This window comes from Marinomonas piezotolerans, from assembly GCF_003362755.1.
Lineage (GTDB): Bacteria > Pseudomonadota > Gammaproteobacteria > Pseudomonadales > Marinomonadaceae > Marinomonas > Marinomonas piezotolerans.
Map to the genome: position 1 here is coordinate 165,402 of NZ_QKRA01000005.1, position 22,664 is coordinate 188,065.

Below are 22,664 nucleotides of genomic sequence, written 5' to 3' on the forward strand. Positions count from 1 at the left end.
GACGGTGTAGCAGATCCTAAACAACAGATTCAGGTATACGACGCACATGGCCTTTAACATTGGCAATTACAGCATTGAAAAGCCTGTCATACTTGCGCCAATGGCGGGAGTAACGGACTTACCTTTTCGACGCCTTTGCCACCAACACGGTGCCGGCTTAGTCGTCTCAGAAATGGTCACCTCTGATGTGCGCCTATGGGATACCAACAAAAGTCGAATGCGCCTTGTTCATGATGCAGAAGTATCGCCTCGCTCAGTACAAATTGCTGGTGCCGACCCTGAAATGATGGCGCAAGCAGCACAACAAAATGTGATGCTTGGTGCGCAGATCATTGATATCAATATGGGCTGCCCAGCGAAAAAAGTATTGAACAAGGCGGCCGGGTCCGCGTTATTACGCGATGAAGCTTTAGTTCGGAAAATTCTCGAATCTGTTGTAAGTAGTGTTGATGTTCCAGTTACGCTAAAAATTAGAACAGGATGGTCTGAGGACGAGCGCAATGGTCTAAATGTTGCGCGTATTGCCGAACAATCAGGCATACAGGCGCTAGCCGTTCATGGCCGCACCCGTGCTTGTAAGTTCAAAGGGAAAGTCGAGTACGATACGATTGCTAAAATTAAGCAATCTATTGCGATTCCAGTTTTCGCTAACGGCGACATTCATGATGCCCAAAGCGCAAAACATGTACTCGATTATACTGGCGCTGATGCCGTTATGATCGGTCGTGCCGCTCAAGGAAAACCTTGGATATTCCAAGAGATCAATCACTACTTAGAACACAACGAACAGTTACTTGCGCCCACCAAGGAAGAAATCAGAGACATCGTCTTGAACCACGTAAAGGCGCTGCATAATTTTTATGGTTGCTATATGGGAATACGCATCGCACGCAAACATGTTGGTTGGTATCTGCAAACATTGGCAGACACAACGCCATTTCGCAGCCAGTTTAATCGCATCGAAGATGCACAAGAACAGCTCGATCTGTTGAATGAATTCTTTGTTTCTTAGCGCATTAAGAAGCATCTCTGGTAACTGAATAGTTCTCTTTGCTTAATGCAACAAGAGCCTCTATTCAAAAATGGTTAGCTTTAATATAGAAGGTTATTCTGTGGTAGATCAAACACATACTCAAACGTTTCAAACGACTTCTTCTGAGCAAGCGCAAACACTACGTGACAATGTAGAAAAAGCTTTGCAAAATTACTTTGCTCATTTAGACGGTCAACCGGTTACTGACTTGTACCAACTAGTGTTAGCTGAGGTTGAGGCACCTCTTCTAGAGTCCGTTATGAACTACACTAAGGACAATCAGACAAAGGCATCCGCGATCTTAGGCTTAAACCGCGGTACGCTTCGTAAAAAACTGAAGCAGTACGGTATGCTGTAAATAAAAAAGGGCGTCTCGCCCTTTTTTCGTTTTACCCGTTCCCCCACTTTAATTGACGTTAATCACATTGCGAGAAGCATAATGGCAAACTCAACCACAACCCCTATTAAACGCGCTCTTATTAGTGTTTCCGACAAATCAGGCATTGTTGAATTCGCTCGCGAATTAGCAAGCCAAGGCGTGGAAATTCTTTCTACTGGCGGCACTTACAAACTGCTACTTGAAAACAATATCAAGGCGGTCGAAGTATCTGATTACACTGGCTTCCCAGAAATGATGGATGGCCGCGTCAAAACGCTTCACCCAAAAGTGCATGGTGGTATCCTTGGCCGTCGTGACATCGATGGCGCGATCATGCAGGAGCATGGCATCGATGAAATCGATATGGTTGTAGTAAACCTTTACCCATTTGAGGCAACCATCGCTCGTCCTGACTGCGACCTGCCAATGGCGATCGAAAACATCGATATCGGTGGTCCGACTATGGTTCGCTCGGCGGCCAAAAACCACAAAGACGTTGCAATTGTTGTCGATCCAACTAGCTATGAAGACATCTTGTCGTCGTTAAAGGCAAACGGCGGTTTGACGTACGACCAACGGTTTGACCTAGCAGTAAAAGCGTTCGAGCATACATCGAACTACGATGGCAACATAGCAAACTTCTTAGGTAAGAAAGTTGAAGGTGGTAGCGAAGACTTCCCACGTACTTTCAACCTACAATTCAACAAACAAGAAGAAATGCGTTATGGTGAGAATCCACATCAGAAAGCGGCCTTCTACGTTGAATCAAACCCACAAGAAGCCTCTATCAGCACAGCTAAGCAGCTACAGGGTAAAGCGCTTTCTTACAACAACATTGCCGATACTGACGCAGCACTAGAATGTGTTAAGAGTTTTGATGAGCCGGCTTGTGTCATCGTCAAACATGCCAACCCATGCGGTGTAGCCGTTGCCGACAACCAACTAGAAGCATACGATCTTGCTTTCAAAACAGACCCAACGTCTGCATTTGGCGGCATCATCGCTTTTAACCAAGAACTAACAGCTGAAACAGCACAAGCAATCGTTGATCGCCAATTTGTCGAAGTTATCATTGCCCCAAAAGTAAGCCAAGGTGCAATCGATGTCGTGGCAGCAAAACAGAACGTTCGTTTACTTGAATGCGGTGAATGGTCAAAAGACAAGCCTGCAGCACTAGACTTTAAACGCGTAAACGGCGGTCTACTGGTACAAGACCGTGATGACGGTGCAGTGACCTCTGACGAGTTGAAAGTTGTGTCCAAACGTCAGCCATCTGAAGAAGAATTAAAAGACCTGTTATTCGCATGGAAAGTCGCTAAATTCGTTAAATCTAACGCCATTGTGTATACCAAATCAGGTCAAACGATTGGCGTAGGCGCAGGTCAAATGAGCCGTGTTTACTCTGCTAAAATCGCCGGTATCAAAGCCGCGGACGAAAACCTACAAGTTGAAGGCTCCGTTATGGCGTCTGATGCGTTCTTCCCGTTCCGCGATGGAATTGATGCTGCTGCAGCTGCTGGCATTACAGCCGTTATTCAGCCAGGTGGTTCTATGCGCGACGAAGAAGTGATCGCTGCTGCGGACGAAGCGGGTATGGCCATGGTATTCACTGGCATGCGTCACTTCCGCCACTAATAGATTAATAGGACCCAGACATGAAAGTTCTTGTAATTGGAAACGGTGGTCGCGAACATGCGCTTGCTTGGAAAGCGGCCCAATCAAATGATGTTGAAACAGTATTTGTAGCGGCAGGTAATGCCGGCACAGCATTAGAGCCGAAAGTCGAAAACGTCGCCATTAACGGTGAAGATATCAGTGCGTTGGTAGACTTTGCTAAAGCAAATGACATAGCACTAACAATTGTTGGACCAGAAGCACCGTTAGTCATTGGTGTCGTTGATGCGTTTGAAAAAGAAGGATTGGCGATTTTCGGCCCTACTCAAGCTGCCGCTCAGCTTGAAGGCTCTAAAGCGTTCACAAAAGATTTCTTAGCACGCCATAACATCCCAACTGGATCATACGGTAACTTTACCGAGATTCCCGCTGCAATCGATTACATCAAGCAGCATGGTGCTCCGATTGTTGTTAAAGCTGATGGCCTGGCCGCTGGTAAAGGCGTCATCTTAGCGCAAACAGAAGAAGAAGCGATCGCTGCTGTCGAAGACATGCTAGCGGGCAACGCGTTTGGCGATGCTGGATCACGCGTAGTGATTGAAGAGTTTCTTGTCGGTGAAGAAGCTAGCTTTATTGTTATGGTTGACGGCGAAACCGTGCTTCCTATGGCATCCAGCCAAGACCATAAAGCCCGTGACAACGGTGATTCTGGCCCGAATACAGGCGGCATGGGCGCTTACTCACCTGCTCCAGTGGTTACACCTGAAATCCATGATCGAATCATGAATGAAGTTATCATGCCGACGGTTAAAGGAATGAATGCAGAGGGCAACCGCTATCGTGGCTTTCTTTATGCTGGCGTTATGGTGGCACCAGATGGCACACCAAAGGTATTGGAATACAATTGCCGCTTTGGTGATCCAGAAACACAACCTATCATGATGCGCCTACGCTCTGATTTGGTTCAAATGTGTTTAGCCGCCGTAAATGGGCAACTTGATACTGTTGAAGCAGACTGGGATCCTCGTGCGAGCCTAGGCGTTGTTTTAGCGGCTGGCGGGTACCCTGCCTCCTATAATAAAGGCGATGTCATTTCAGGACACGACGCCAAGCTACCAGCTCATCAAAAAGTGTTCCATGCGGGAACATCTGAGAAAGGCGGTAACGTGGTCACAAACGGTGGCCGAGTTCTTTGTGCCGTATCACTAGGTGATTCTGTTGCACAAGCCCAAGCGGGTGCGTACGACGTCGTAAACAAAATATCATGGGATAACGTTTACTTCCGCACCGATATTGGCCATCGCGCGGTATCACGCGAACAGTCAGAGTAAATATCCACTCCATCAAAAAAAGGCTGCATTTCTAAATGCAGCCTTTTTTATAATCTAAGAACTGATCTAGTGTTGGCGAATAACTTATTTGAGACTCGCCTGTTTAGCATCTAACCATGCTTTAAATTTTTTACCAAGTTCCAGCACTATCAGACCAAAAATTACGCCGCCCATCCAATCTAGATCCAACAAAAAACCGATGGCTGCTAGCATGCCGTAAAAATACATTAAGTTTGTTCGAGTTTGTCCCGTTCTAACACGTGTAAACCAAGTGATCACAAGTAAGGCGATACACCACCAAACATAATACTCCACCAAGATTGGATATAGCATTTCACACCCTAACTAGTTAATAATGTAGCCCTCATGGAGGCTCTTTTGACTAAATCTTTTATACAGACAATTATTCTACTCGCTCTCATGGCGTTAACCAACTACGTCCAAGCGAACCCTCGCATGGCGATTCTAGACGACCAGAATCAAGAAATTAATATTGGCTATATTGGCAGCTACTACATTGATGAGTCAGGCAGACTCTCGCTTGCCGATATTGATTCCGAGCAGCTTCTAAAACGTTTTATCCCTCTTAACGAGCCATTTCTACAGTTTGGTATCGTCAAAGGGAGCGTTTGGCTTCGTATTGATATAGCTCAAAAAATCACTCATTTACACCCTATTGCTCTACATGTTAAAGCCCCTAGAGTTCAATCTTTAGAAGTCTATGCTCCGGGGTTAATCAGTCAAAAAATATACACTGAAATGGGTGAGGCTCACCCTTTTAGCAATCGGCTAGTCTCTTATCCAGACTATATTATCCCGCTACCAGCTAACGCCCCTCCCGTGTATACCTTGTATTTGAAAATAAATTCACGATCCCCCATTAATTTGATTGGTGAAGTGAAGTCTCTTTCAAAGCTCACATTAGACATCCAAACCGACACCATGCTAACCGGGTTTCTGCTCGGTATATTACTCCTGTTATTTGGTAGCAATGTATTCTTCTACATCAAGACTCGGCACCCCATGTACTTTGTCTATGGTTCTCTACTTATTGGTATTGCGTTTCTGCATTTGGCGTTACATGGCTATATTTTCCAGTTGTTACCAAACTTTGTCGGCTTACAAGAACGGGTATACAATCTCTCCGCGCTTGGTTGTGCCGCAGCCATAACGTATTTCTCAAGATTGTATTTAGAAACCCCGATTTACCTACCAAAAATTGATCGTTATTTGCTGGGTTTGGGGTTTATGAATATCGCGTTGGCATTGATGTTCGTTGCATCACCAAGTCAACTTCCGATTGCACTATTATCACTGAGTGCCTTTGCAACGTTATCCATTTTATTCGTTATTTCCATCTACGCAGTCATCAAAAAGGTTCCGTACGCCCCATACTATCTTGTCGCTAGAATGACTCTCACCATCGGCCACACCGGATGGTTACTCAGCAACTATGGCATTGTGCCGAATATCCTTTGGTTCGAGTGGGGCCTTACTACATCAATCATCTTAGAAGCCCTCGTACACTTTGTGGGTATCTTGACTCGCCTGAAGCCTCTTATCGGTAGCACTGTTAAAACTGAATCCACCGTGCAACATAACAGTGACGTATTCGAAGACATTGCTGCGAGGATGAAACGACAAGTAGCAACCTTGAAAGAATATCAAGGGCAAATCGATGCTAAGAGCCAAGAGCATGTTAACAAAGCACAAAAAAACCTTGAGCATATTTCTGAGCGTATTCACTTATTACATAAGATCCATACCGGATCCGTTTTGTCTCCCCCTACGCCCGCAATGAACCTACTATTACTGATTGATCGTGCCGACAGTGAGTTCAGAGCGATGGACTTGGACGACTCAGTCATTGAACTCAATTCACACTCCACAGCCAGTTGGGAAATATACAAAGATACGGCGCTCATTTCGCACCTTTATCTCACTATAATGAACGAGTTGAAGCACTACACCGATCAAACCCTACTGATCGAAAGCGACATTATTAGCAATGAAAGGGAAGGCCAAAGATGGCTACAAATTACCGCTAGTCCAATTCCGGGGTCCGCCATACTCAATAGCCAAAAAGGCTTGGGCTTGCGTTACCTTGAAGAGGTTTTTGAATATCTCGGTGGCCAAATAACGACTACAGGAGATGGCCGGGACCGTTCCATGGATTTTCATATTCCTGTTTCAGCTCGCTATCTCGAGCCGAGTGCACTGGCTAAGAAAACCCATACAGAAGAAGTTAACTTAGTCCTAATTGGTCAGTACTCAGAGCTTCTCGCGTACACTCAAGACTACCTTACCTCTAAACTCTTTGCGGTATCACATATCGATCAAGTCGAAGACATTCACCGATTATTTCAACACAGAGCAAAACAAACTCGATTCGCCGTACTACTATTTGATGACCATATTAACTTTGGCGCCTCGGACCTCTCGAACTTCAAACGTGAGTTGGGTATAAAAGATCGCTGCCTGCTGATTTCAAACAATGTTAAAATGTCGGTGAAGCATGCCCAAGCGCTTGGTTTTGACAATTGTATCGCTAGCACGCACATTGAATCTAAACTCATTGTTGAGCTTGAGCGTTTAACGTAACGTCTTAAATAGACTTGCCAAAGATCAATAGAAAACCACTACGTTATTGAGAATACAGTGAAGCAACTCGATAATGTACTTTAACTAGGAGCTCCCATGGATTGTTTATTTTGTAAACTTGTGAAAGGTGAAATACCTGCCACCATTCTTTATCAAGACGAAGATGTCATTGCATTTGAAGATATTGCTCCGCAAGCTCCTACTCATTTTTTAGTTATTCCAAAACGCCATATAACAACACTGAACGACATCACTGAAAGCGATACAAATGTGATCGGCAAACTTACGCTCGTCGCTGCAAAGGTCGCCAAAGAAAAAGGCATTGCAGACGACGGCTACCGTGTCGCGATGAACTGCAACGAAATGGGTGGACAAACTGTCTACCATATCCACATGCATGTTCTCGGTGGACGTAATATGACTTGGCCTCCAGGCTAGCAAGGAACTCTATGATCCAATTTAATCGAATAGACAAAGCAGTGCTTCAACTTGATAGAGCTTTGCAAACACTGGTCCCAAAAACGGCTAAAGCGGCACGAATCTCGCCTGCATCGCAGCATCAAGACACGCCACTAGCCCCCGATAGCCTCAAGCACGCAGCGGGGTTAATGCGTATAAACCATACTGGGGAGGTCTGTGCACAGGCACTCTATGCAGGACAAGCAACGACAGCAAAGCTAGAGGCTGTCAGAGCTGAAATGGAACATGCCGCAGATGAAGAAATCGATCACCTAGTCTGGTGTGAAGAACGACTATACGAGTTAAACAGTCGTCCGAGTATTTTAAACCCGTTTTTCTATAGCGCATCTTATTGTATCGGCGCCGGAGCTGGGTTGATAAGTGACCGTTTAAGCTTAGGTTTCGTTGCAGCGACAGAAGATCAGGTTTGCCTTCATCTAGATAAACATATGGCAGCGCTCCCTCAAGAAGACCTGCGCTCTCGCTCAGTGTTAGAGCAAATGCACATAGATGAAGCTCGCCACCGCCAAATGGCATTAGACTCAGGTGGCTATCAATTTCCAAAACCCATTATGAGCATCATGACGCAGATTTCAAAAGTCATGACTTTTTCAACTTACCGGATTTAGACTATGAATCGTGACCTACAATCTATACGTCGTGATTATCAATTTGACGACCTGACAGAAGTGGCGGCGGGTGAAGATCCACTGGCCTTGTTTGACACGTGGCTCGATAAAGCCATTGAAGCTTGTCCTGATGATCCAACTGCTATGATGCTCAGCACGGTTGATGCACAGCGCAGACCACACAGCCGCATTGTATTACTTAAGCAGCGCGTAGAAGACTACTTTAGTTTTTTTACTAACTACGACAGTGATAAAGGCAGGGATATTGAGCAAAATCCCCACGTATCATTAACTTTTTTTTGGCCTGCCTTGTCTCGCCAAATTCGAATTGAAGGCACCGCGACAAAAGTTGATCGTTCGGTATCAGAAGCCTACTTTTCAACCAGACCCAAAGCCAGTCAACTGGCAGCCAGTGTCTCACACCAAAGTCAAATGATTGCATCACGAGATGTTCTTACTAACGAATTCGCTGCGTTAGAAAAACAATTCTCAGAGAAAGATGTTCCATGCCCTGACAATTGGGGAGGCTACTCCGTGAAAGCGGACTATATCGAATTCTGGCAAGGTCGTCCCAGTCGTCTCCATGACCGCATTGTTTTTGAACGTCTAAATGGACATACATGGAACATAAAGCGTAAAGCCCCCTAATCTGCTCATATAACAGAAAGGTAGAGCTCTCTTCGCTTCAACCTTTCTGTAACGAATGGCTGCTACGCTAAACCCTCAGCCTGTTAATTAAACTCAAGGACTATATGTGAACTCCGAAAAGCCTGCCCGAGCACGATCAACGCTTTTAGACACCTATCGTGGGTTGGCTGTATTTCTAATGATTCTATTCCACTTTTGCTGGGATCTGAAAACCTTTGGTTTTATGGAGTACTCTCTCAAAGACCCATTTTGGGTGAGCTTTCGCTATATCATTTTGACGCTTTTTTTAAGCGCTGTTGGCTGGTCCAGCTATATCGCCACTGCATCAAAGCAACCCTTCAATCGTTTTATATTTAACCAAAGCAAAATTGGACTAGCCGCACTCCTGATTTCAATGGGCAGTTATCTCGCGATGCCAAACCAATGGATTTTCTTCGGCATCCTTCACTTTATCTTCCTAAGTTCACTGATTACGAAACCTTTGTCTGCATATCCGATTGTATCTTGCTCAATCGGTACATTTATCGTATTCGCTACATACGCTCTACCAATTGAGACCGATGCTTTTAGACACTGGCTTAGCGCCGAGCTTGGTGCGCCAAAACACACCCTAGACTATATCAGTCCCTTACCTTGGATAGGCGTAGTGCTAATCGGGCCAATACTCGGCTACTTAAAATTAGAGCAAAAAGAGCTACCAATGTGGATGAGCGTTAAACCTATCACCTTTATTGGTCGCTATGCGCTTCCTGTCTACCTTATTCATCAATTAGTGCTTTATCCACTGGTTGCTAGCATTGATTATCTCGTTCATTGATCAATCTTCCATCAGTCGGATTCACCTTAAAAAAATCGAAAAAAAAGATGAATAAGGGTTGCTTTTGCTTACTTCACGGCCTCGGCGGAGGCTCATGTAAGTAATCACTTCACGCATCGTCTATGAAAGAATCTTTGCATTTTTCAAGCCTTGATTTTCATCGAAATGCGCTCTATTGTTCGTGACAACAAAAGCAATTTACACTACATCTAGTATCAAGCATCGACCTCTAATACTATATACAGTATATCCACAGGTTTTTTGCAGAAATGGGAATCTAAGGCATGAGCACTCTTATAGTTACCAAGCGTAACGGAAAAACTGAGACGATTAATCTAGACAAAATTCATAAGGTAATCACTTGGGCAGCGGAAGGACTTGAAAATGTTTCTGTCTCGCAAGTCGAGTTAAAAGCCCAAATCCAGTTTTTCGAGGGGATTCGCACAACCGATATCCACGAGACGCTCATTAAATCTGCAGCCGATCTTATCTCTGAAGATGCTCCAGATTACCAATACCTTGCAGCGCGCTTAGCGATTTTCCATTTGCGCAAGAAAGCGTTTGGTGAGTTTGAACCACCACACCTATACGACCACGTTCGCAACTTAGTCGAGCAGGGCCGCTACGATAGCCAAATACTAGAATGCTATACCGCTGAAGAGCTCGATACTATTAATGGCTATATCGACCACTCACGAGATATGAATTTTTCTTACGCTGCGGTGAAACAGCTTGAAGGCAAGTATCTTGTCCAAAACCGTGTCACAGGGCAGATATACGAAAGCCCGCAATTCATTTACATCTTAGTTGCCGCTTGTCTCTTTGCAGAATATGAGCCCTCCCAGCGCCTTGATTTAATCAAACGCTTTTACGACGCAGTATCGCAATTCAAGTTATCTCTTCCCACGCCAATCATGTCGGGAATTCGTACTCCAACACGCCAGTTTAGTAGCTGTGTATTGATCGAATGTGGTGACTCACTGGATTCTATTAATGCGACATCTGGAGCCGTAGTTAAATACGTAAGCCAACGAGCAGGTATCGGCATCAATGCTGGTGCCATACGAGCACTCGGCAGTCCAATTCGCGGCGGTGAAGCCTTCCACACAGGCTGTATTCCATTCTATAAGCATTTCCAGACAGCGGTAAAAAGCTGCTCTCAAGGTGGCGTACGCGGTGGGGCAGCCACCGTCTTCTACCCTATCTGGCACTTAGAAGTTGAAAGCTTACTGGTTCTAAAAAACAACCGCGGTGTGGAAGAAAACCGCGTCCGTCATTTAGATTACGGTGTGCAGTTTAATCGCTTGATGTATCAACGTCTTATCAAAGGCGGAGATATCACTCTGTTCAGCCCATCCGACGTGCCTGGCCTGTATGATGCATTCTTCGCCAACCAAGAAGAATTTGACCGTTTGTATGTACAGTACGAAGCGGATACAAGCATTCGCAAGCGAACAATTAAAGCTTCTGAGTTATTCACCTTATTTGCTTCTGAGCGCGCCAGCACTGGCCGTATTTATCTGCAAAACGTTGATCACTGTAATACGCATAGCCCATTCGACCCAAAAGTCGCCCCTGTTAAGCAAAGTAATCTTTGTCTTGAAATTGCGCTACCAACAAAGCCGCTAAATCGTATTGATGATCCTGAAGGCGAGATTGCACTGTGTACTTTGTCAGCATTTAACTTAGGTGCACTGAATAACTTGGATGAGCTAGAAGAGCTTTCAGAATTAATTGTACGCGCTTTAGACAGCCTATTAGATTACCAAAACTACCCGATTCCAGCGGCTCAACGAGCGACAGAACAACGCCGTACTCTAGGTGTAGGCGTGATCAACTACGCCTACTACCTTGCTAAAAATGGCGTACGTTACTCGGATGGCAGTGCAAACGAGCTGACCCACAAAACATTCGAAGCGATTCAATACTACTTGTTAAAAGCCTCCAATAAACTTTCAAAAGAGTTTGGCCCTTGCTTAGGCTTTAATGAAACGACGTACTCTAAGGGTATTTTGCCAATCGATACCTACAAAAAGGATTTGGACGCGGTAGTATCTCCTGAGCTTTTCTATGATTGGGAATCCTTGCGCGCAGATATCAAAGAGCATGGTTTAAGAAACTCCACATTAACCGCTCTCATGCCATCTGAAACGTCATCCCAGATCAGTAACGCGACCAACGGTATTGAACCACCAAGAGGTTTTGTCTCGATTAAAGCCAGTAAAGACGGAATCCTGAAACAAGTGGTTCCTGAATTTGATCGACTCAAAAATGACTATGAGCTGTTATGGACTATTCCTAATAACGACGGGTACTTACAATTAGTGGGAATCATGCAGAAGTTTGTTGACCAAGCGATATCAGCTAACACAAACTACGACCCGCAAAAATTCGAGTCCACTAAAGTTCCAATGAAAGTTATTTTGAAAGACTTGTTAACCGCTTATAAGCTCGGCGTGAAAACACTTTACTACCATAACACTCGAGATGGTGCCGACGATCAGCAAGACGACATCGCTGACGATTGTGCTGGCGGCGCGTGTAAGATCTAAATAGCCACGCCCTGCGTAGTTATTACGCAGGGCTATTTAATTTCTTTATTTTTAATTGTTTGACGATCGTCTTTTAAGGACCTCTTTCATCAATGAGTTACTCTACTTTTAACCGCAAAAAATTTAATAGCTTACAAGAACCTATGTTTTTCGGGGAGAACGTTAACGTCGCACGTTACGACCAACAGAAGCACCCTATTTTCGAAAAGCTGATCGAGAAACAGCTATCGTTTTTTTGGCGTCCGGAAGAAGTAGATTTATCCAATGACAGAAAAGATTTCTTAAAGCTTGAGGAACACGAGCAACATATTTTTCTAAGTAACCTCAAATATCAAACACTACTTGATAGTGTTCAAGGCCGCTCACCCAATGTCGCACTGCTACCGATTGTATCGTTACCAGAACTGGAGACATGGATCGAAACTTGGTCGTTTTCCGAAACGATTCACAGCCGCTCATATACGCATATCATTCGAAACATCGTTAATGATCCAACGAAGGTGTTTGACGACATCATCGTCAACGAGGAAATTGCCAAGCGTGCCGTTAGCGTGTCTAAGTTTTACGACACTTTGATTGAAATGGTCAGCCTTTACAACACGCTTGGAGAAGGCACTCACCACGTCCCTGGGAAAGGGACAGTTGAGGTCACCATGTACACGCTCAAAAAAGCACTTTATCTGACTATTGCATCGGTCAACGTTCTTGAAGCGATCCGCTTCTACGTCAGCTTTGCTTGTAGTTTTGCATTTGCTGAGCGGACATTAATGGAAGGCAATGCCAAAATCATTAAGTTGATTGCACGCGATGAAGCACTGCATTTAAACGGCACTCAACACATGCTTAATTTAATGGCGACAGGTCGCGACGACCCTGAAATGGCTAAAATTGCCGCAGAATGTAAGCAAGAAATCAGTGATATCTTTATCGAAGCCGCGCAACAAGAAAAAGATTGGGCCACCTATCTATTTAAAAATGGTTCAATGATTGGCCTGAATGCCCAAATTCTAGGCCAATATGTGGAATATATTACCAATGTTCGTATGCAGGCCGTGGGCCTTGAACCCCACTTTGCCACCAAGAACAATCCAATTCCTTGGATTAATGCTTGGTTGGTCAGTGACAACGTTCAAGTCGCACCACAGGAAGCTGAAATCAGCTCCTACCTTGTTGGTCAGATCGATAACGACCTAGACGGAACAGATTTTGACGACTTCGACCTCTAATCAAGATAGAAAAGACGGTTTAGTTCATCGTGTGTTACTCGGAAAAAGGCAAGTATTGGTTACTGAAGAAGAGCCTTTGCTTCCGCAACTTGAACGTGCAGGCGTGCTGGTAGAATACCAGTGTAGAGAGGGCTACTGCTCCTCCTGCTCCATCAAATTGCTATGGGGTAAAGTTCATTACCCCATTGAGCCTTTGGCTTGGGTACACAGTGGCAGCATGCTCGCGTGCTGTGCCATAGTAAAAAGTGATATTGAGATCGCATTTTTCTAGTGTGATCTCATACCTGTCGCAGCATATGATAAGCCGCTACAATTCGCGTAACGGTTGTAATAGCGCATAATCCCGCAAACAAACATGCCAGATACACAAAATAATGTGGCATCAGACACATCAAGACAAAAAATACAATGGTCTCAAAGCCTTCAGTGATCCCTCCCAAGAAATACAATGACTTTTTCCCGTAGTCTAAGGTCTTAATGGCATGCTTCTCTGCCATAATAGCAAACGCTAGAAAACTACTGCCCGTCCCCATAAATGAAAAAATGAGCAACGCCGCTGCAAGTGCGTTTGTGCTTGGATCAGCAACACCAAAACTTAGCGCAATGGCAGAATAAAAAATAAAATCCAATACAATATCGAGATAGCCTCCCGCATCACTGACGCCAGAAAGACGTGCAACAGCACCATCTAACCCATCACAAAGACGATTTACCAAAATCCCTATAAGCCCCAACCAGAAAAGCTGAAAAGCAATACAAACTGCCCCAAAGATACCGATAGCAAACCCTAGTATTGTGATATGGTCCGCCTTGATGCCCCTCTTCACTAAAATCTCAGCGACACTATGTAATGGTTTTTGGCTTATCGGCATTAAATATTTATCGAACACGATCTCTATCCTTAATCTGTCTGTACGAACCATTAGACGAGTTTGATACCATACTGTCACAACACGGCTTAAGTAAGTAAAGGAAATCTCAATGATTCATGCAAAACAGTATGGTAACTCGAAACCAGCATTAGTGGTCTTACACGGCCTATTTGGCAACGCCGACAACTGGCACTCGATTGCAAAGAAATGGCAAGAGGATTTCACTGTTTACTGTTTAGACTTACCTAATCACGGCAAATCTTCACGCCTTACACCTGTTACCTATGAAAATATGTCCAACGAGATAAAGCACTTCCTCGATCAAGAAGGTTTACAGGAAGTGTATTTACTTGGCCATTCGATGGGCGGTAAAGTGGCTATGCAACTTGCCAGTGACTTTCCCGAAAAGATCAAAAAACTGGTTGTCGCAGACATTGCCCCCGTAGATTATCAGCCAAGCCATACAGAGATATTCAAAGGCTTGCTAGCAATCAATTCCCAACAACCTAGCAGCCGAAAGGAAGCAGATTCCATTCTATCGGAGTATGAGTCTGAAGCGGGGGTCAGACAGTTTCTGTTGAAAAACCTTAGCCAAACTTCATCGGGGTACACCATTGACCTTGGACTAGAAGAACTTCACGAAAGCTACGAAACGATTTTACAAAGCCCCTCCTTAAAGGAAGGTTTAGAAACAGATATTTTATTTATTAAAGGAGAAAACTCACCCTATATCCAAGCTAAATATCAAAACCAAACTGCTCGCTATTTCCCGAATGCGCAGGTCAAAATTATCCCAGGCACTGGTCATTGGCTACACGCCGAAAAACCCATTCCTTTTACAAGTTTAGTCAAACGCTTCTTCACAGCCTAGTTCAGGGCAAACGCCAAATGTCGTGTAGAGATAGATGTCTGTAGGCAAAACAAGCCCATACATTCGCACTAAGTATGGGTTAAAAACCACTCTAAGCGAATCTGGATAGCTTGAAGGCTTAAACGCTTGAGCACTTTGAAAGTATTTAATATGTTGGGTCGCCATCGCTATCTTCGCTGCCGTTGTACTGTATACAGCAAAGATAGCTCCCGCTTTGACTAGCTGCAACGAATGCGCAGCCAAGGCTTTTTTCTTATGAAACATAAGTCGTATCGCATCTTTCGAAAATTGCCCGTCAAACAATTCAGAGTCATAGATAGACATCACAAGATTCGAGTTTAGTGTCACTTGAGTTAAAGTACGCAAAGCTGCTTCACGTTGAGCCGCCACTGCGACGGTTTTAACATCCATATTATGTCTCTTTGCAGCGACAATAAGTTCTTCCGTATCAATTGTTATGCTTCGACTGTGAATAAGAGTGATGGGGGCGCGGTCTTCCCAAAAAGTATCTAAAATACCAATCCTCAACGCTAAAGGCGCACCAGAAAATACCGCTACAGAGCGCTCTCGGCAGCTTTCAGATGATGAGTTATACTCCTGCTCACCAATAAATAGCGCAGCGATATGAGCTGAAGATGGGGTATTACAAGCATTTTTAAAGCTGTCTAGGCCCGCAGTAATGATTAAGTCTTGCGGCTCAACTTGGTCAAGCTGTTGCCGCCTTAAAACACTGACATCCGATCCCAAGCTGGATTCAAAATTTAGCGCAAGCACACGTGAAACGGCTTCACGACCTTCATGATAGACATACGTAGTTGCATGAGACGCTCCCACGTATAAATATCCTAAAAGTACGATAAAGATCCATTTCATGTCTTAATCACTTGTGGTTAAAAACTCACATTGGCGAATAGGTAATACTCAGATTTATCGGAGGAAATATTATCCTTACGTATATAGGAGTCATCATCCAGCCTATGACTCCCCCCTAGACCAACATTCAAAGCAAAATCATCCGCGTTAAGCTGATAAGTTAGCCATATATCCAATAGTTTAAAATCGTATTCCGCCATATCATACCCATAAATATAGCTACTATTAAACCAAACGCTGTCAAGAATCGGCACACTTGCAAATAACGTCGACATAAGAGGAGCGACGGTATTCAAGACATCTTGTTCATCAGAATGCGTCTCCTGAAATGCAGCGGTTCCTCTTACAAGAACACCATTTGACGCACGCCAGTCGACTTCTAATTCAAGGCCATCAATGGTCACATCATAAGTATACCCTTCACTCAAACCTCCTGATGTAACACCGTCGATATACCCTTTGCTAGATGGTACGAGGTCTTCTAAAACTTCTCTATAGACCGATACATCATATGACATGCCGAATTTAGGGTAATTGTGAAAATATCCTAACTCATAGGATGTTATTTTCTCTGCCGCCTCACCAGTCGCGTTTGCAGGTATTGAACGAACTCCATTAAACACATAAGACCATTGGGCTTGCTGATCATAAAGATCAGGTGGACGATAAGCCTGTGAGACATTCGCTCGTAATGATGCTTGTTCGCTAAGCTTCAACGTAGCCCCTAATTGGGGCGAGAAATATTCTCCGGTCAATTTGCTGTGCTCCCACATCACGCCACCATTGATAATCACCGGATCTAACACTTGATAACTTAAATTGGTCGAAGCACGCAATAACTCTTCTTGGTAACCTCCGTCAAAATAGGTCTTCGAATAGACCTCATCTTGACGATAAGACACAGTATTAACGAGCCGATAACTCTTACTCGGAGTCCAAATGCTCTGCAGCTCTATATCGTGACGAGTTTCATCTAAGTCTTCCACTAATTGACCATAATATGTCTCGCCAGACACTAATTGCCCATTGAATAACGCGGATATCGTGTCATTGGTGTTGATTTCGACGTGGTGTGTGTCGTCTTGCTCAGAGTGCTCGTAATAGTATTGAGCTTTAACGGTGTGATTAGGAGACAACAGTCGCTCCCAACCTACCTTTATGTGTTCTCGATCGTAGCTAAGCTTAGGGTGAGGGTCAGTGTATTCAACTCCAGATACTTCAATCTGCTCAATATTAGCGTCCAATATAGCACCGCCGAAATCGAGATCTAACTTTTGCTGGGCCCCTTCGTAAACAATGTATGCGTTACCTACTGTACGAACATGTCCATCATTCCGCTTTTGCCCATCATAGTCGGTCTCGTAGCCAGACACTTTACCTCTAGATGCAGAAGCTCTGTAACTCCACGCACCTGACAACCCACTATGCTGCCCATACAATCTCGAATCTCCATTATTGCTAGTATATGCATGGAGACTAGTGCCCAATGTATCCAATGGACTTCGTGTAATGATATTAATTACAGCCAGAAAAGAGTTTGCGCCATAACTGGAGGCATTAGGACCTCGATTAACCTCAATACGCTCAACATCTTCAACATTTACAGCCAACGCAGACCAATCAACGCGGGCATAGGAAGAGCTATAAACTGAGCGACCGTTCACAAGCACCTGAATACGTCGATAACGGTCTAGTTCTGTGCCATGAAAGGATGCAATTTTGTCGTAGGAGTTGAGATAGGGGCCAACAAAAAAACCGGGCACAAAGAATAAAAGATCTTCTACATACTGAATATTTGAACGCCGAATAAAATCACCATCGAGCACCGAAATAGTCGATGAGACCTCGACTCGTGGTTGCTCTACTTTAGCTGGCGTGACCACTGTTGGAAGCGGCTCATAAAGCAAATCATCTAAACTATTAAGTGATTGGCTAGATTCTTGGGCGCTGACTGAACACGCAATCAGTATTGTAACTACGCCTAAAGCATCACGGATCATATTTCCTCACTTACGATAAGCGTCTGCGTAATAGGTACCTAAAATCCGCAAATCTATTGAGAAGAACCGTAGCTCTTCTAAGGCAGCTTGCATCTCAGGCGATTGAAAATGCGCTTCAACGTCGACATAAAATTGTGTTGCGGTAAATTGCCCGTCAACCATATAGCTCTCCAGCTTGAGCATATTAATCCCGTAGGTAGCAAACCCTCCCATAGCTTTATACAATGCAGCGGGAATGTTACGCACCTTAAACATAAAGGAAGTAATGTAACGGCCATCAGCTTCATAAGTAGGCATTTTCTGTTGCTTTGAAAACACCAAAAAACGAGTCGTATTGCCTGACACGTCATTAAAATGCTCTTGCAAAATATTCAATCCATATAGTTCTGCTGCCAGTTTCGATGAAATCACTGCAAGGTCAGGCTCATTGTATTCGGACAAATGCTTTGCAGCCCCAGCCGTGTCGTACATAGCAACAGGCTCAGCATCCATAGCCTGAATATTGGCTGCGCATTGCGCGAGTGCTTGTGGGTGACTCCCAACGCGACGAATCTGGCTAAACTCTAGAGAAGCGCTGGCAATCAAACAATGATTTACTGGTTCGAAATGCTCTCTTACAACATATAGCTCGGTGCCTTTTAATTCGCGATAAATCTCCTCCACACGGCCAGCTGTCGAGTTTTCAACCGGAATCATGGCATAATGCGCTTGACCAAACTCAACCATCTTTAGTGCTTGAGTAAAACTAGAACAGTGCACCATTTGCCAATCAGGAAAACAATGTTGGCAAACTAGATGAGAATAGGCACCTGGCTCACCTTGATAGGCTACAATCTGATCTGCATTCAGAACTATATCGGAGGTAACACTCATATCTTTGCCACTTGAATTGCTTATTAGTAAGAACAGTACCAAATTTATGCACTTTCCAACATAAAACTGACGTTCAAATATGACACTTTTTGTAACCACATGAAGAAGATAAGCAAACAAATATTTATAAAGATAGTGATCGGTTATCAATATCTAATCAGCCCATTGTTGGGTAATAACTGTCGCTACTACCCAACATGCTCGGCCTATATGATCGAAGCAATAGAGCGATTTGGTGTTATGAAGGGCACTTGGTTGGGGATAAAACGGTTAAGCCGATGTCATCCTTTTCACAGTGGAGGAGTTGATTTAGTCCCAGAAAAACGACAATGTAAACATAACAGTCGACCACAAGAATCTAATTCAACTGAAGATTAAGATCACTTACGATTAGTACGGCTTGAGTACGATTGTTAATGTGGAGCTTTCTGAAAATTGCAGTGATATGAGCTTTTACTGTCGCTTCGGAAATATTCAACTCAAAGGCAATCTGCTTATTCAGCAAGCCTTCATGCAAATAACAAAGCACTTTATACTGCTGTGGCGTTAACTCAGCGACACGCCGAGGCATGTCGAGGTTAGGTGCCGGAATAGACTCAAGCAGCTCAAGCATTCCATCAGGTAACCAAACATCACCTTCCAGGATCACCGATATAGCTTGAGCGTACACAGATGGCTCACATGTTTTGGGAATAAACCCTAAAGCACCCGCTTCGATAACGTTGGCCACCACCTTCGCCTCGCTATTTCCAGAGATAACGGCAATGGGAACATCCGGGAAGTCTGACCGAATTCGAATAAGACCGTAGAGATCTCCTGCTCCAGGCATGTTCAAGTCCAACAGCAACAAATCCACGTCGGGGTTACTTTTAAGCTTCCCCAATGTGGACTCAAGATCATGCGACTCTTGTATCTCTACTTCACCAATTTGGTCTCGAAGCGCCCCAGTCAGGGCACTTCGAAATAAAGGATGGTCATCAGCGATAAGAAGTGAAATCACTATGTTTCCTTAACAATAGGAGATGGTTTAGCTATTTAACCTATTATCGATTAAATCATCAACCACACCTGGATCAGCCAGTGTACTTGTGTCCCCTAATTGGTCATGCTCGTTGGCCGCAATCTTACGTAAGATGCGACGCATGATCTTACCTGAGCGCGTTTTGGGTAAACCTGTCATCGCCCAGTGAACAAGGTCTGGTGTGGCGATTGGACCAACTTCTTGACGAACCATCATTTTTACAGACTTGGTAAGCTCATCATCAGGCTCGACACCCGAATTAGGAATGATATATACGTAGATACCTTGCCCTTTTAAGTCGTGTGGGTAACCGACAACCGCCGCCTCAGCCACTGCAGGATGCGCAACCAGAGCACTTTCGATTTCCGCAGTCCCTAAACGGTGGCCAGAAACATTTAACACATCATCCATCCGACCCGTAATCCAATAGGCTCCTTCTGCATCACGACGAGCGCCATCTCCCGTGAAATACTTCCCTTCAAAGGTACTGAAGTACGTTTGCTCGAACCGTTCATGGTCGCCATACACGGTTCGTGATTGGCCAGGCCAAGAGTCCAAGATAACCAAACCACCTTCGACTTCCGTCTCAGTATCCGTGACAAGATTACCGTCTGCATCAACTAAAGCCGGCTGCACACCAAAGAGCGGACCTGTGCAAGAACCGGGTTTAGGATTTGTTTCCGTCACACGAGGACTCATCATTAGACCGCCCGTTTCGGTCTGCCACCACGTATCAACAATCGGGCACTTTCCATTACCAATGTTCTTGTGGTACCACACCCAAGCTTCTGGGTTAATTGGCTCACCGACACTTCCTAATACGCGCAATGAATCTCGCTTACTGGTCGCAATGGGTTCTTCGCCTTTCGCCATAAGGGCGCGAATGGCCGTTGGAGCGGTATAGAGTTGCGTCACACTAAACTTGTCAACAACACGACCGATACGGCCTGAATCTGGGTAAGTGGGCACCCCTTCAAATAAAACGCTTGTTACACCATTAGCTAACGGTCCGTAAACCATATAGCTGTGGCCCGTAATCCACCCTACATCTGCCGCACACCAATAAATATCATTCGGTTTAATGTCGAACACCAGTTCATGAGTCAACGATGCGTAGACTAAGTAACCGCCGGTGGTATGTACAACCCCCTTTGGTTTACCCGTCGAGCCAGACGTGTAAAGTATAAAAAGAGGGTCTTCGGCGTTCATTGGTTCTGGCGTTGATTCAGTACTCTCTTTCGCAGTTAACTCCGCCCAATCAAGATCTCTGCTATCAACCCAGTTTATCTCTGCATTGGTATAACGATAAACAATGACCTTTTCCACCGATGGGCATGTATTATTATCCAACGCTTTATCAACGTTATTTTTCAACGGAACGGTGTTACCAGCACGTTTGCCTTGATCTGCTGTCAAGACAACTTTCACATTACAGTCATTCAGTCTGTCTGCGATGGCCGACGCAGAAAACCCACCAAAAATCACACTGTGGATAGCACCAATCCGAGCACATGCCAACATGGCATATACTGCTTGCGGGATCATCGGCATATATATCGCGACGCGGTCGCCTTTTTTTACACCCTGATTACGTAATACATTGGCTAGACGCCCAACTTCGTTGTAAAGCTCTTGATACGTAACAACGCTATCAATGCCCTCTTCATCGCCTTCCACATAAAAAGCAACTTTGTCTGAACTATTGGCTAAGTGTCGATCAATACAATTGTATGCGACATTAAGTTCACCATCTTCAAACCACTTAATGCTGACATTACCTTTTTCAAAACTGGTATTTTTAACTTTTGTATAAGGCTTCGACCAGTCAACACGCAGCCCCTCTTTGCGCCAAAATTCTTCTGGATTAGAAATGGACTCTTGGTAGCGCTGATCAAATTCAGCTTGACTAACATTGGCATCGGAAAAGGAGTAATCCATTTGCTCTGTGTAAGAAGATTGTGACATAACATGCTCCGTTCTTATTTTTAATTGGACGCTAAACGCTACTATAAGGTTAGATTGACTTCACGGTATCCCACTTTAGTCTAACAAGGTAGGTGACATGGCTTCATTGTCAAAGCGCAATGAAGAATCATTAAGACTTAAACTGACCTGCATAACAAAAAAACGGTAACGTCACATCCAGCTTGCGTTGTGGGTCCTGCCACAACTGCTCGACTTCAAACTCTGCTTGCCGTAAGCGTTCGTCTCCATGTTGTTCAACCATTATTTGAGCCGCTGACCAAGACCTCATGAACGCAAATGCTTGCGACATCGTCCAGCGGCATTTCAACTCAAACTCAGGCACATCCACATCATCAAATGGAAAATCAACGCTTCGATATTGATTTCTAAGTAGAACCGTTTTCTCAGGCCAATACGGTTGTAATATCGGTAAAATATGCTCTTTAACCGCGAGATCTAAGACGCTTTCAAATCGCGCCCAATTGTATCCCCAGATGAACACTTTCCCTCCTGGTTTAAGCACTCGACGCACTTCTCGCCAAAAAGCATCAAGCTCAAACCAGTGAAGTGCATGAGCCACGCAGACCGCATCAAAATAATCATCAGGGAAGTGAGTATACTCAGCGGGCTGTACCGAATAATTAACATTGCGATGGGGCGTCGCTTTCGCTATCTGCGCCTCAGAGATGTCAGATGCTTCAACGTGAGAAAAATAAACCGCTAGATCTATCGAGGCCTGACCCGTTCCACAGGCACAATCCCATACTCTATGAGTATCTTCTACCTGACGACTCAGCCAAAAATAAAGTTCCGCTGGATACGTCGGGCGAACTCGAGAATAAAACGCTGCGGAGGACGTATCGAAGGTGCGCATAGACTACTCAACTGTCAGTGAATGAA

At 44.5% G+C, this 22,664-nt stretch carries 22 protein-coding genes; 14 read left to right on the plus strand and 8 right to left on the minus strand.

Annotated elements, in window-relative coordinates; genetic code table 11:
• The first annotated feature begins 46 nt into the window (after nucleotides 1–46).
• The 4 genes from dusB (at nucleotide 47) to purD (ending at nucleotide 4,357) form a co-directional block, all read left to right on the plus strand.
• Nucleotides 47–1,012, plus strand: a complete 966-nt coding sequence (gene dusB / locus DN730_RS12220) for a tRNA dihydrouridine synthase DusB (protein WP_115468425.1) — start codon at nucleotides 47–49, stop codon at nucleotides 1,010–1,012.
• A gap of 100 nt (nucleotides 1,013–1,112) precedes the next feature.
• Nucleotides 1,113–1,391 carry a DNA-binding transcriptional regulator Fis gene (gene fis / locus DN730_RS12225; RefSeq protein WP_115468486.1) on the plus strand — a complete coding sequence of 93 codons (279 nt, stop codon included), beginning with the start codon at nucleotides 1,113–1,115 and terminating at the stop codon, nucleotides 1,389–1,391.
• Nucleotides 1,392–1,472: 81 nt separating this feature from the next.
• The gene (gene purH / locus DN730_RS12230; protein ID WP_115468426.1) at nucleotides 1,473–3,047 is read left to right on the plus strand and encodes a bifunctional phosphoribosylaminoimidazolecarboxamide formyltransferase/IMP cyclohydrolase; all 1,575 of its coding nucleotides are present in this window, start codon (nucleotides 1,473–1,475) and stop codon (nucleotides 3,045–3,047) included.
• 20 nt (nucleotides 3,048–3,067) lie between these two features.
• Nucleotides 3,068–4,357 carry a phosphoribosylamine--glycine ligase gene (gene purD / locus DN730_RS12235; protein ID WP_115468427.1) on the plus strand — a complete coding sequence of 430 codons (1,290 nt, stop codon included), beginning with the start codon at nucleotides 3,068–3,070 and terminating at the stop codon, nucleotides 4,355–4,357.
• Between the two features lie 84 nt (nucleotides 4,358–4,441).
• Here purD and DN730_RS12240 read toward each other — a convergent pair whose 3' ends face one another.
• Complete coding sequence (locus tag DN730_RS12240) at nucleotides 4,442–4,690, minus strand: hypothetical protein (RefSeq protein ID WP_115468428.1); 249 nt, start codon at nucleotides 4,688–4,690, stop codon at nucleotides 4,442–4,444.
• A gap of 45 nt (nucleotides 4,691–4,735) precedes the next feature.
• On the opposite strand from DN730_RS12240, the gene DN730_RS12245 reads away from it, so the two are divergent.
• From DN730_RS12245 to yfaE, 8 genes are all read left to right on the plus strand, one after another.
• On the plus strand, nucleotides 4,736–6,958 hold the full coding sequence (locus DN730_RS12245) for a 7TMR-DISM family protein (RefSeq protein ID WP_158541208.1): 2,223 nt from the start codon (nucleotides 4,736–4,738) through the stop codon (nucleotides 6,956–6,958).
• Between the two features lie 96 nt (nucleotides 6,959–7,054).
• A complete protein-coding gene (locus DN730_RS12250; protein WP_115468430.1) occupies nucleotides 7,055–7,396 on the plus strand; it encodes a histidine triad nucleotide-binding protein in 342 nt (113 codons plus the stop codon).
• An 11-nt stretch (nucleotides 7,397–7,407) separates the two neighbouring features.
• Entirely contained in the window at nucleotides 7,408–8,046 is a 639-nt protein-coding gene (gene coq7, locus DN730_RS12255; RefSeq protein WP_115468431.1) for a 2-polyprenyl-3-methyl-6-methoxy-1,4-benzoquinone monooxygenase, read from the plus strand.
• Nucleotides 8,047–8,049: 3 nt separating this feature from the next.
• Nucleotides 8,050–8,694, plus strand: coding sequence for a pyridoxamine 5'-phosphate oxidase (pdxH, locus tag DN730_RS12260; RefSeq protein ID WP_115468432.1), 645 nt, complete (start codon nucleotides 8,050–8,052; stop codon nucleotides 8,692–8,694).
• Between the two features lie 106 nt (nucleotides 8,695–8,800).
• Entirely contained in the window at nucleotides 8,801–9,511 is a 711-nt protein-coding gene (locus DN730_RS12265; RefSeq protein WP_245957957.1) for a heparan-alpha-glucosaminide N-acetyltransferase, read from the plus strand.
• 284 nt (nucleotides 9,512–9,795) lie between these two features.
• Nucleotides 9,796–12,063: a class 1a ribonucleoside-diphosphate reductase subunit alpha gene (nrdA, locus tag DN730_RS12270; protein ID WP_115468433.1), complete on the plus strand. Its 2,268-nt coding sequence runs from the start codon at nucleotides 9,796–9,798 to the stop codon at nucleotides 12,061–12,063.
• A 92-nt stretch (nucleotides 12,064–12,155) separates the two neighbouring features.
• Nucleotides 12,156–13,289 (plus strand): class Ia ribonucleoside-diphosphate reductase subunit beta, encoded by a 1,134-nt coding sequence (nrdB, locus tag DN730_RS12275; RefSeq protein WP_115468434.1) that lies wholly within the window; start codon nucleotides 12,156–12,158, stop codon nucleotides 13,287–13,289.
• Nucleotides 13,270–13,560: a class I ribonucleotide reductase maintenance protein YfaE gene (gene yfaE, locus DN730_RS12280; RefSeq protein WP_115468435.1), complete on the plus strand. Its 291-nt coding sequence runs from the start codon at nucleotides 13,270–13,272 to the stop codon at nucleotides 13,558–13,560. Before nrdB ends, yfaE begins: the two co-directional genes overlap by 20 nt.
• Before the next feature lie 7 nt (nucleotides 13,561–13,567).
• On the opposite strand, the gene DN730_RS12285 is transcribed toward yfaE, so the two are convergent.
• Nucleotides 13,568–14,179: a CDP-alcohol phosphatidyltransferase family protein gene (locus DN730_RS12285; protein ID WP_115468436.1), complete on the minus strand. Its 612-nt coding sequence runs from the start codon at nucleotides 14,177–14,179 to the stop codon at nucleotides 13,568–13,570.
• Between the two features lie 91 nt (nucleotides 14,180–14,270).
• Here DN730_RS12285 and DN730_RS12290 point away from each other — a divergent pair, with 91 nt between their 5' ends.
• A complete protein-coding gene (locus tag DN730_RS12290; protein WP_115468437.1) occupies nucleotides 14,271–15,032 on the plus strand; it encodes an alpha/beta fold hydrolase in 762 nt (253 codons plus the stop codon).
• Here DN730_RS12290 and DN730_RS12295 read toward each other — a convergent pair.
• Genes DN730_RS12295 through DN730_RS12305 form a run of 3 tightly spaced genes read right to left on the minus strand, consistent with a single transcriptional unit; the run spans nucleotide 15,006 to nucleotide 18,778 of the window.
• On the minus strand, nucleotides 15,006–15,905 hold the full coding sequence (locus tag DN730_RS12295; RefSeq protein WP_115468438.1) for a hypothetical protein: 900 nt from the start codon (nucleotides 15,903–15,905) through the stop codon (nucleotides 15,006–15,008). The two genes, DN730_RS12290 and DN730_RS12295, sit on opposite strands and share 27 nt — an antisense overlap.
• A 17-nt stretch (nucleotides 15,906–15,922) precedes the next feature.
• A complete protein-coding gene (locus tag DN730_RS12300) occupies nucleotides 15,923–17,905 on the minus strand; it encodes a TonB-dependent receptor plug domain-containing protein (protein WP_115468439.1) in 1,983 nt (660 codons plus the stop codon).
• A 6-nt stretch (nucleotides 17,906–17,911) separates the two neighbouring features.
• Nucleotides 17,912–18,778, minus strand: coding sequence for a prephenate dehydratase (locus DN730_RS12305; protein WP_115468440.1), 867 nt, complete (start codon nucleotides 18,776–18,778; stop codon nucleotides 17,912–17,914).
• Between the two features lie 99 nt (nucleotides 18,779–18,877).
• Here DN730_RS12305 and yidD point away from each other — a divergent pair, with 99 nt between their 5' ends.
• Entirely contained in the window at nucleotides 18,878–19,156 is a 279-nt protein-coding gene (gene yidD / locus DN730_RS12310; RefSeq protein WP_115468441.1) for a membrane protein insertion efficiency factor YidD, read from the plus strand.
• Here yidD and DN730_RS12315 read toward each other — a convergent pair.
• From DN730_RS12315 to DN730_RS12325, 3 genes are all read right to left on the minus strand, one after another.
• Entirely contained in the window at nucleotides 19,137–19,778 is a 642-nt protein-coding gene (locus DN730_RS12315) for a response regulator transcription factor (RefSeq protein ID WP_115468442.1), read from the minus strand. The genes yidD and DN730_RS12315 overlap by 20 nt on opposite strands.
• Before the next feature lie 27 nt (nucleotides 19,779–19,805).
• Entirely contained in the window at nucleotides 19,806–21,764 is a 1,959-nt protein-coding gene (gene acs / locus DN730_RS12320) for an acetate--CoA ligase (protein WP_115468443.1), read from the minus strand.
• 130 nt (nucleotides 21,765–21,894) lie between these two features.
• Nucleotides 21,895–22,638: a class I SAM-dependent methyltransferase gene (locus tag DN730_RS12325; RefSeq protein WP_115468444.1), complete on the minus strand. Its 744-nt coding sequence runs from the start codon at nucleotides 22,636–22,638 to the stop codon at nucleotides 21,895–21,897.
• Nucleotides 22,639–22,664 lie beyond the last annotated feature (26 nt).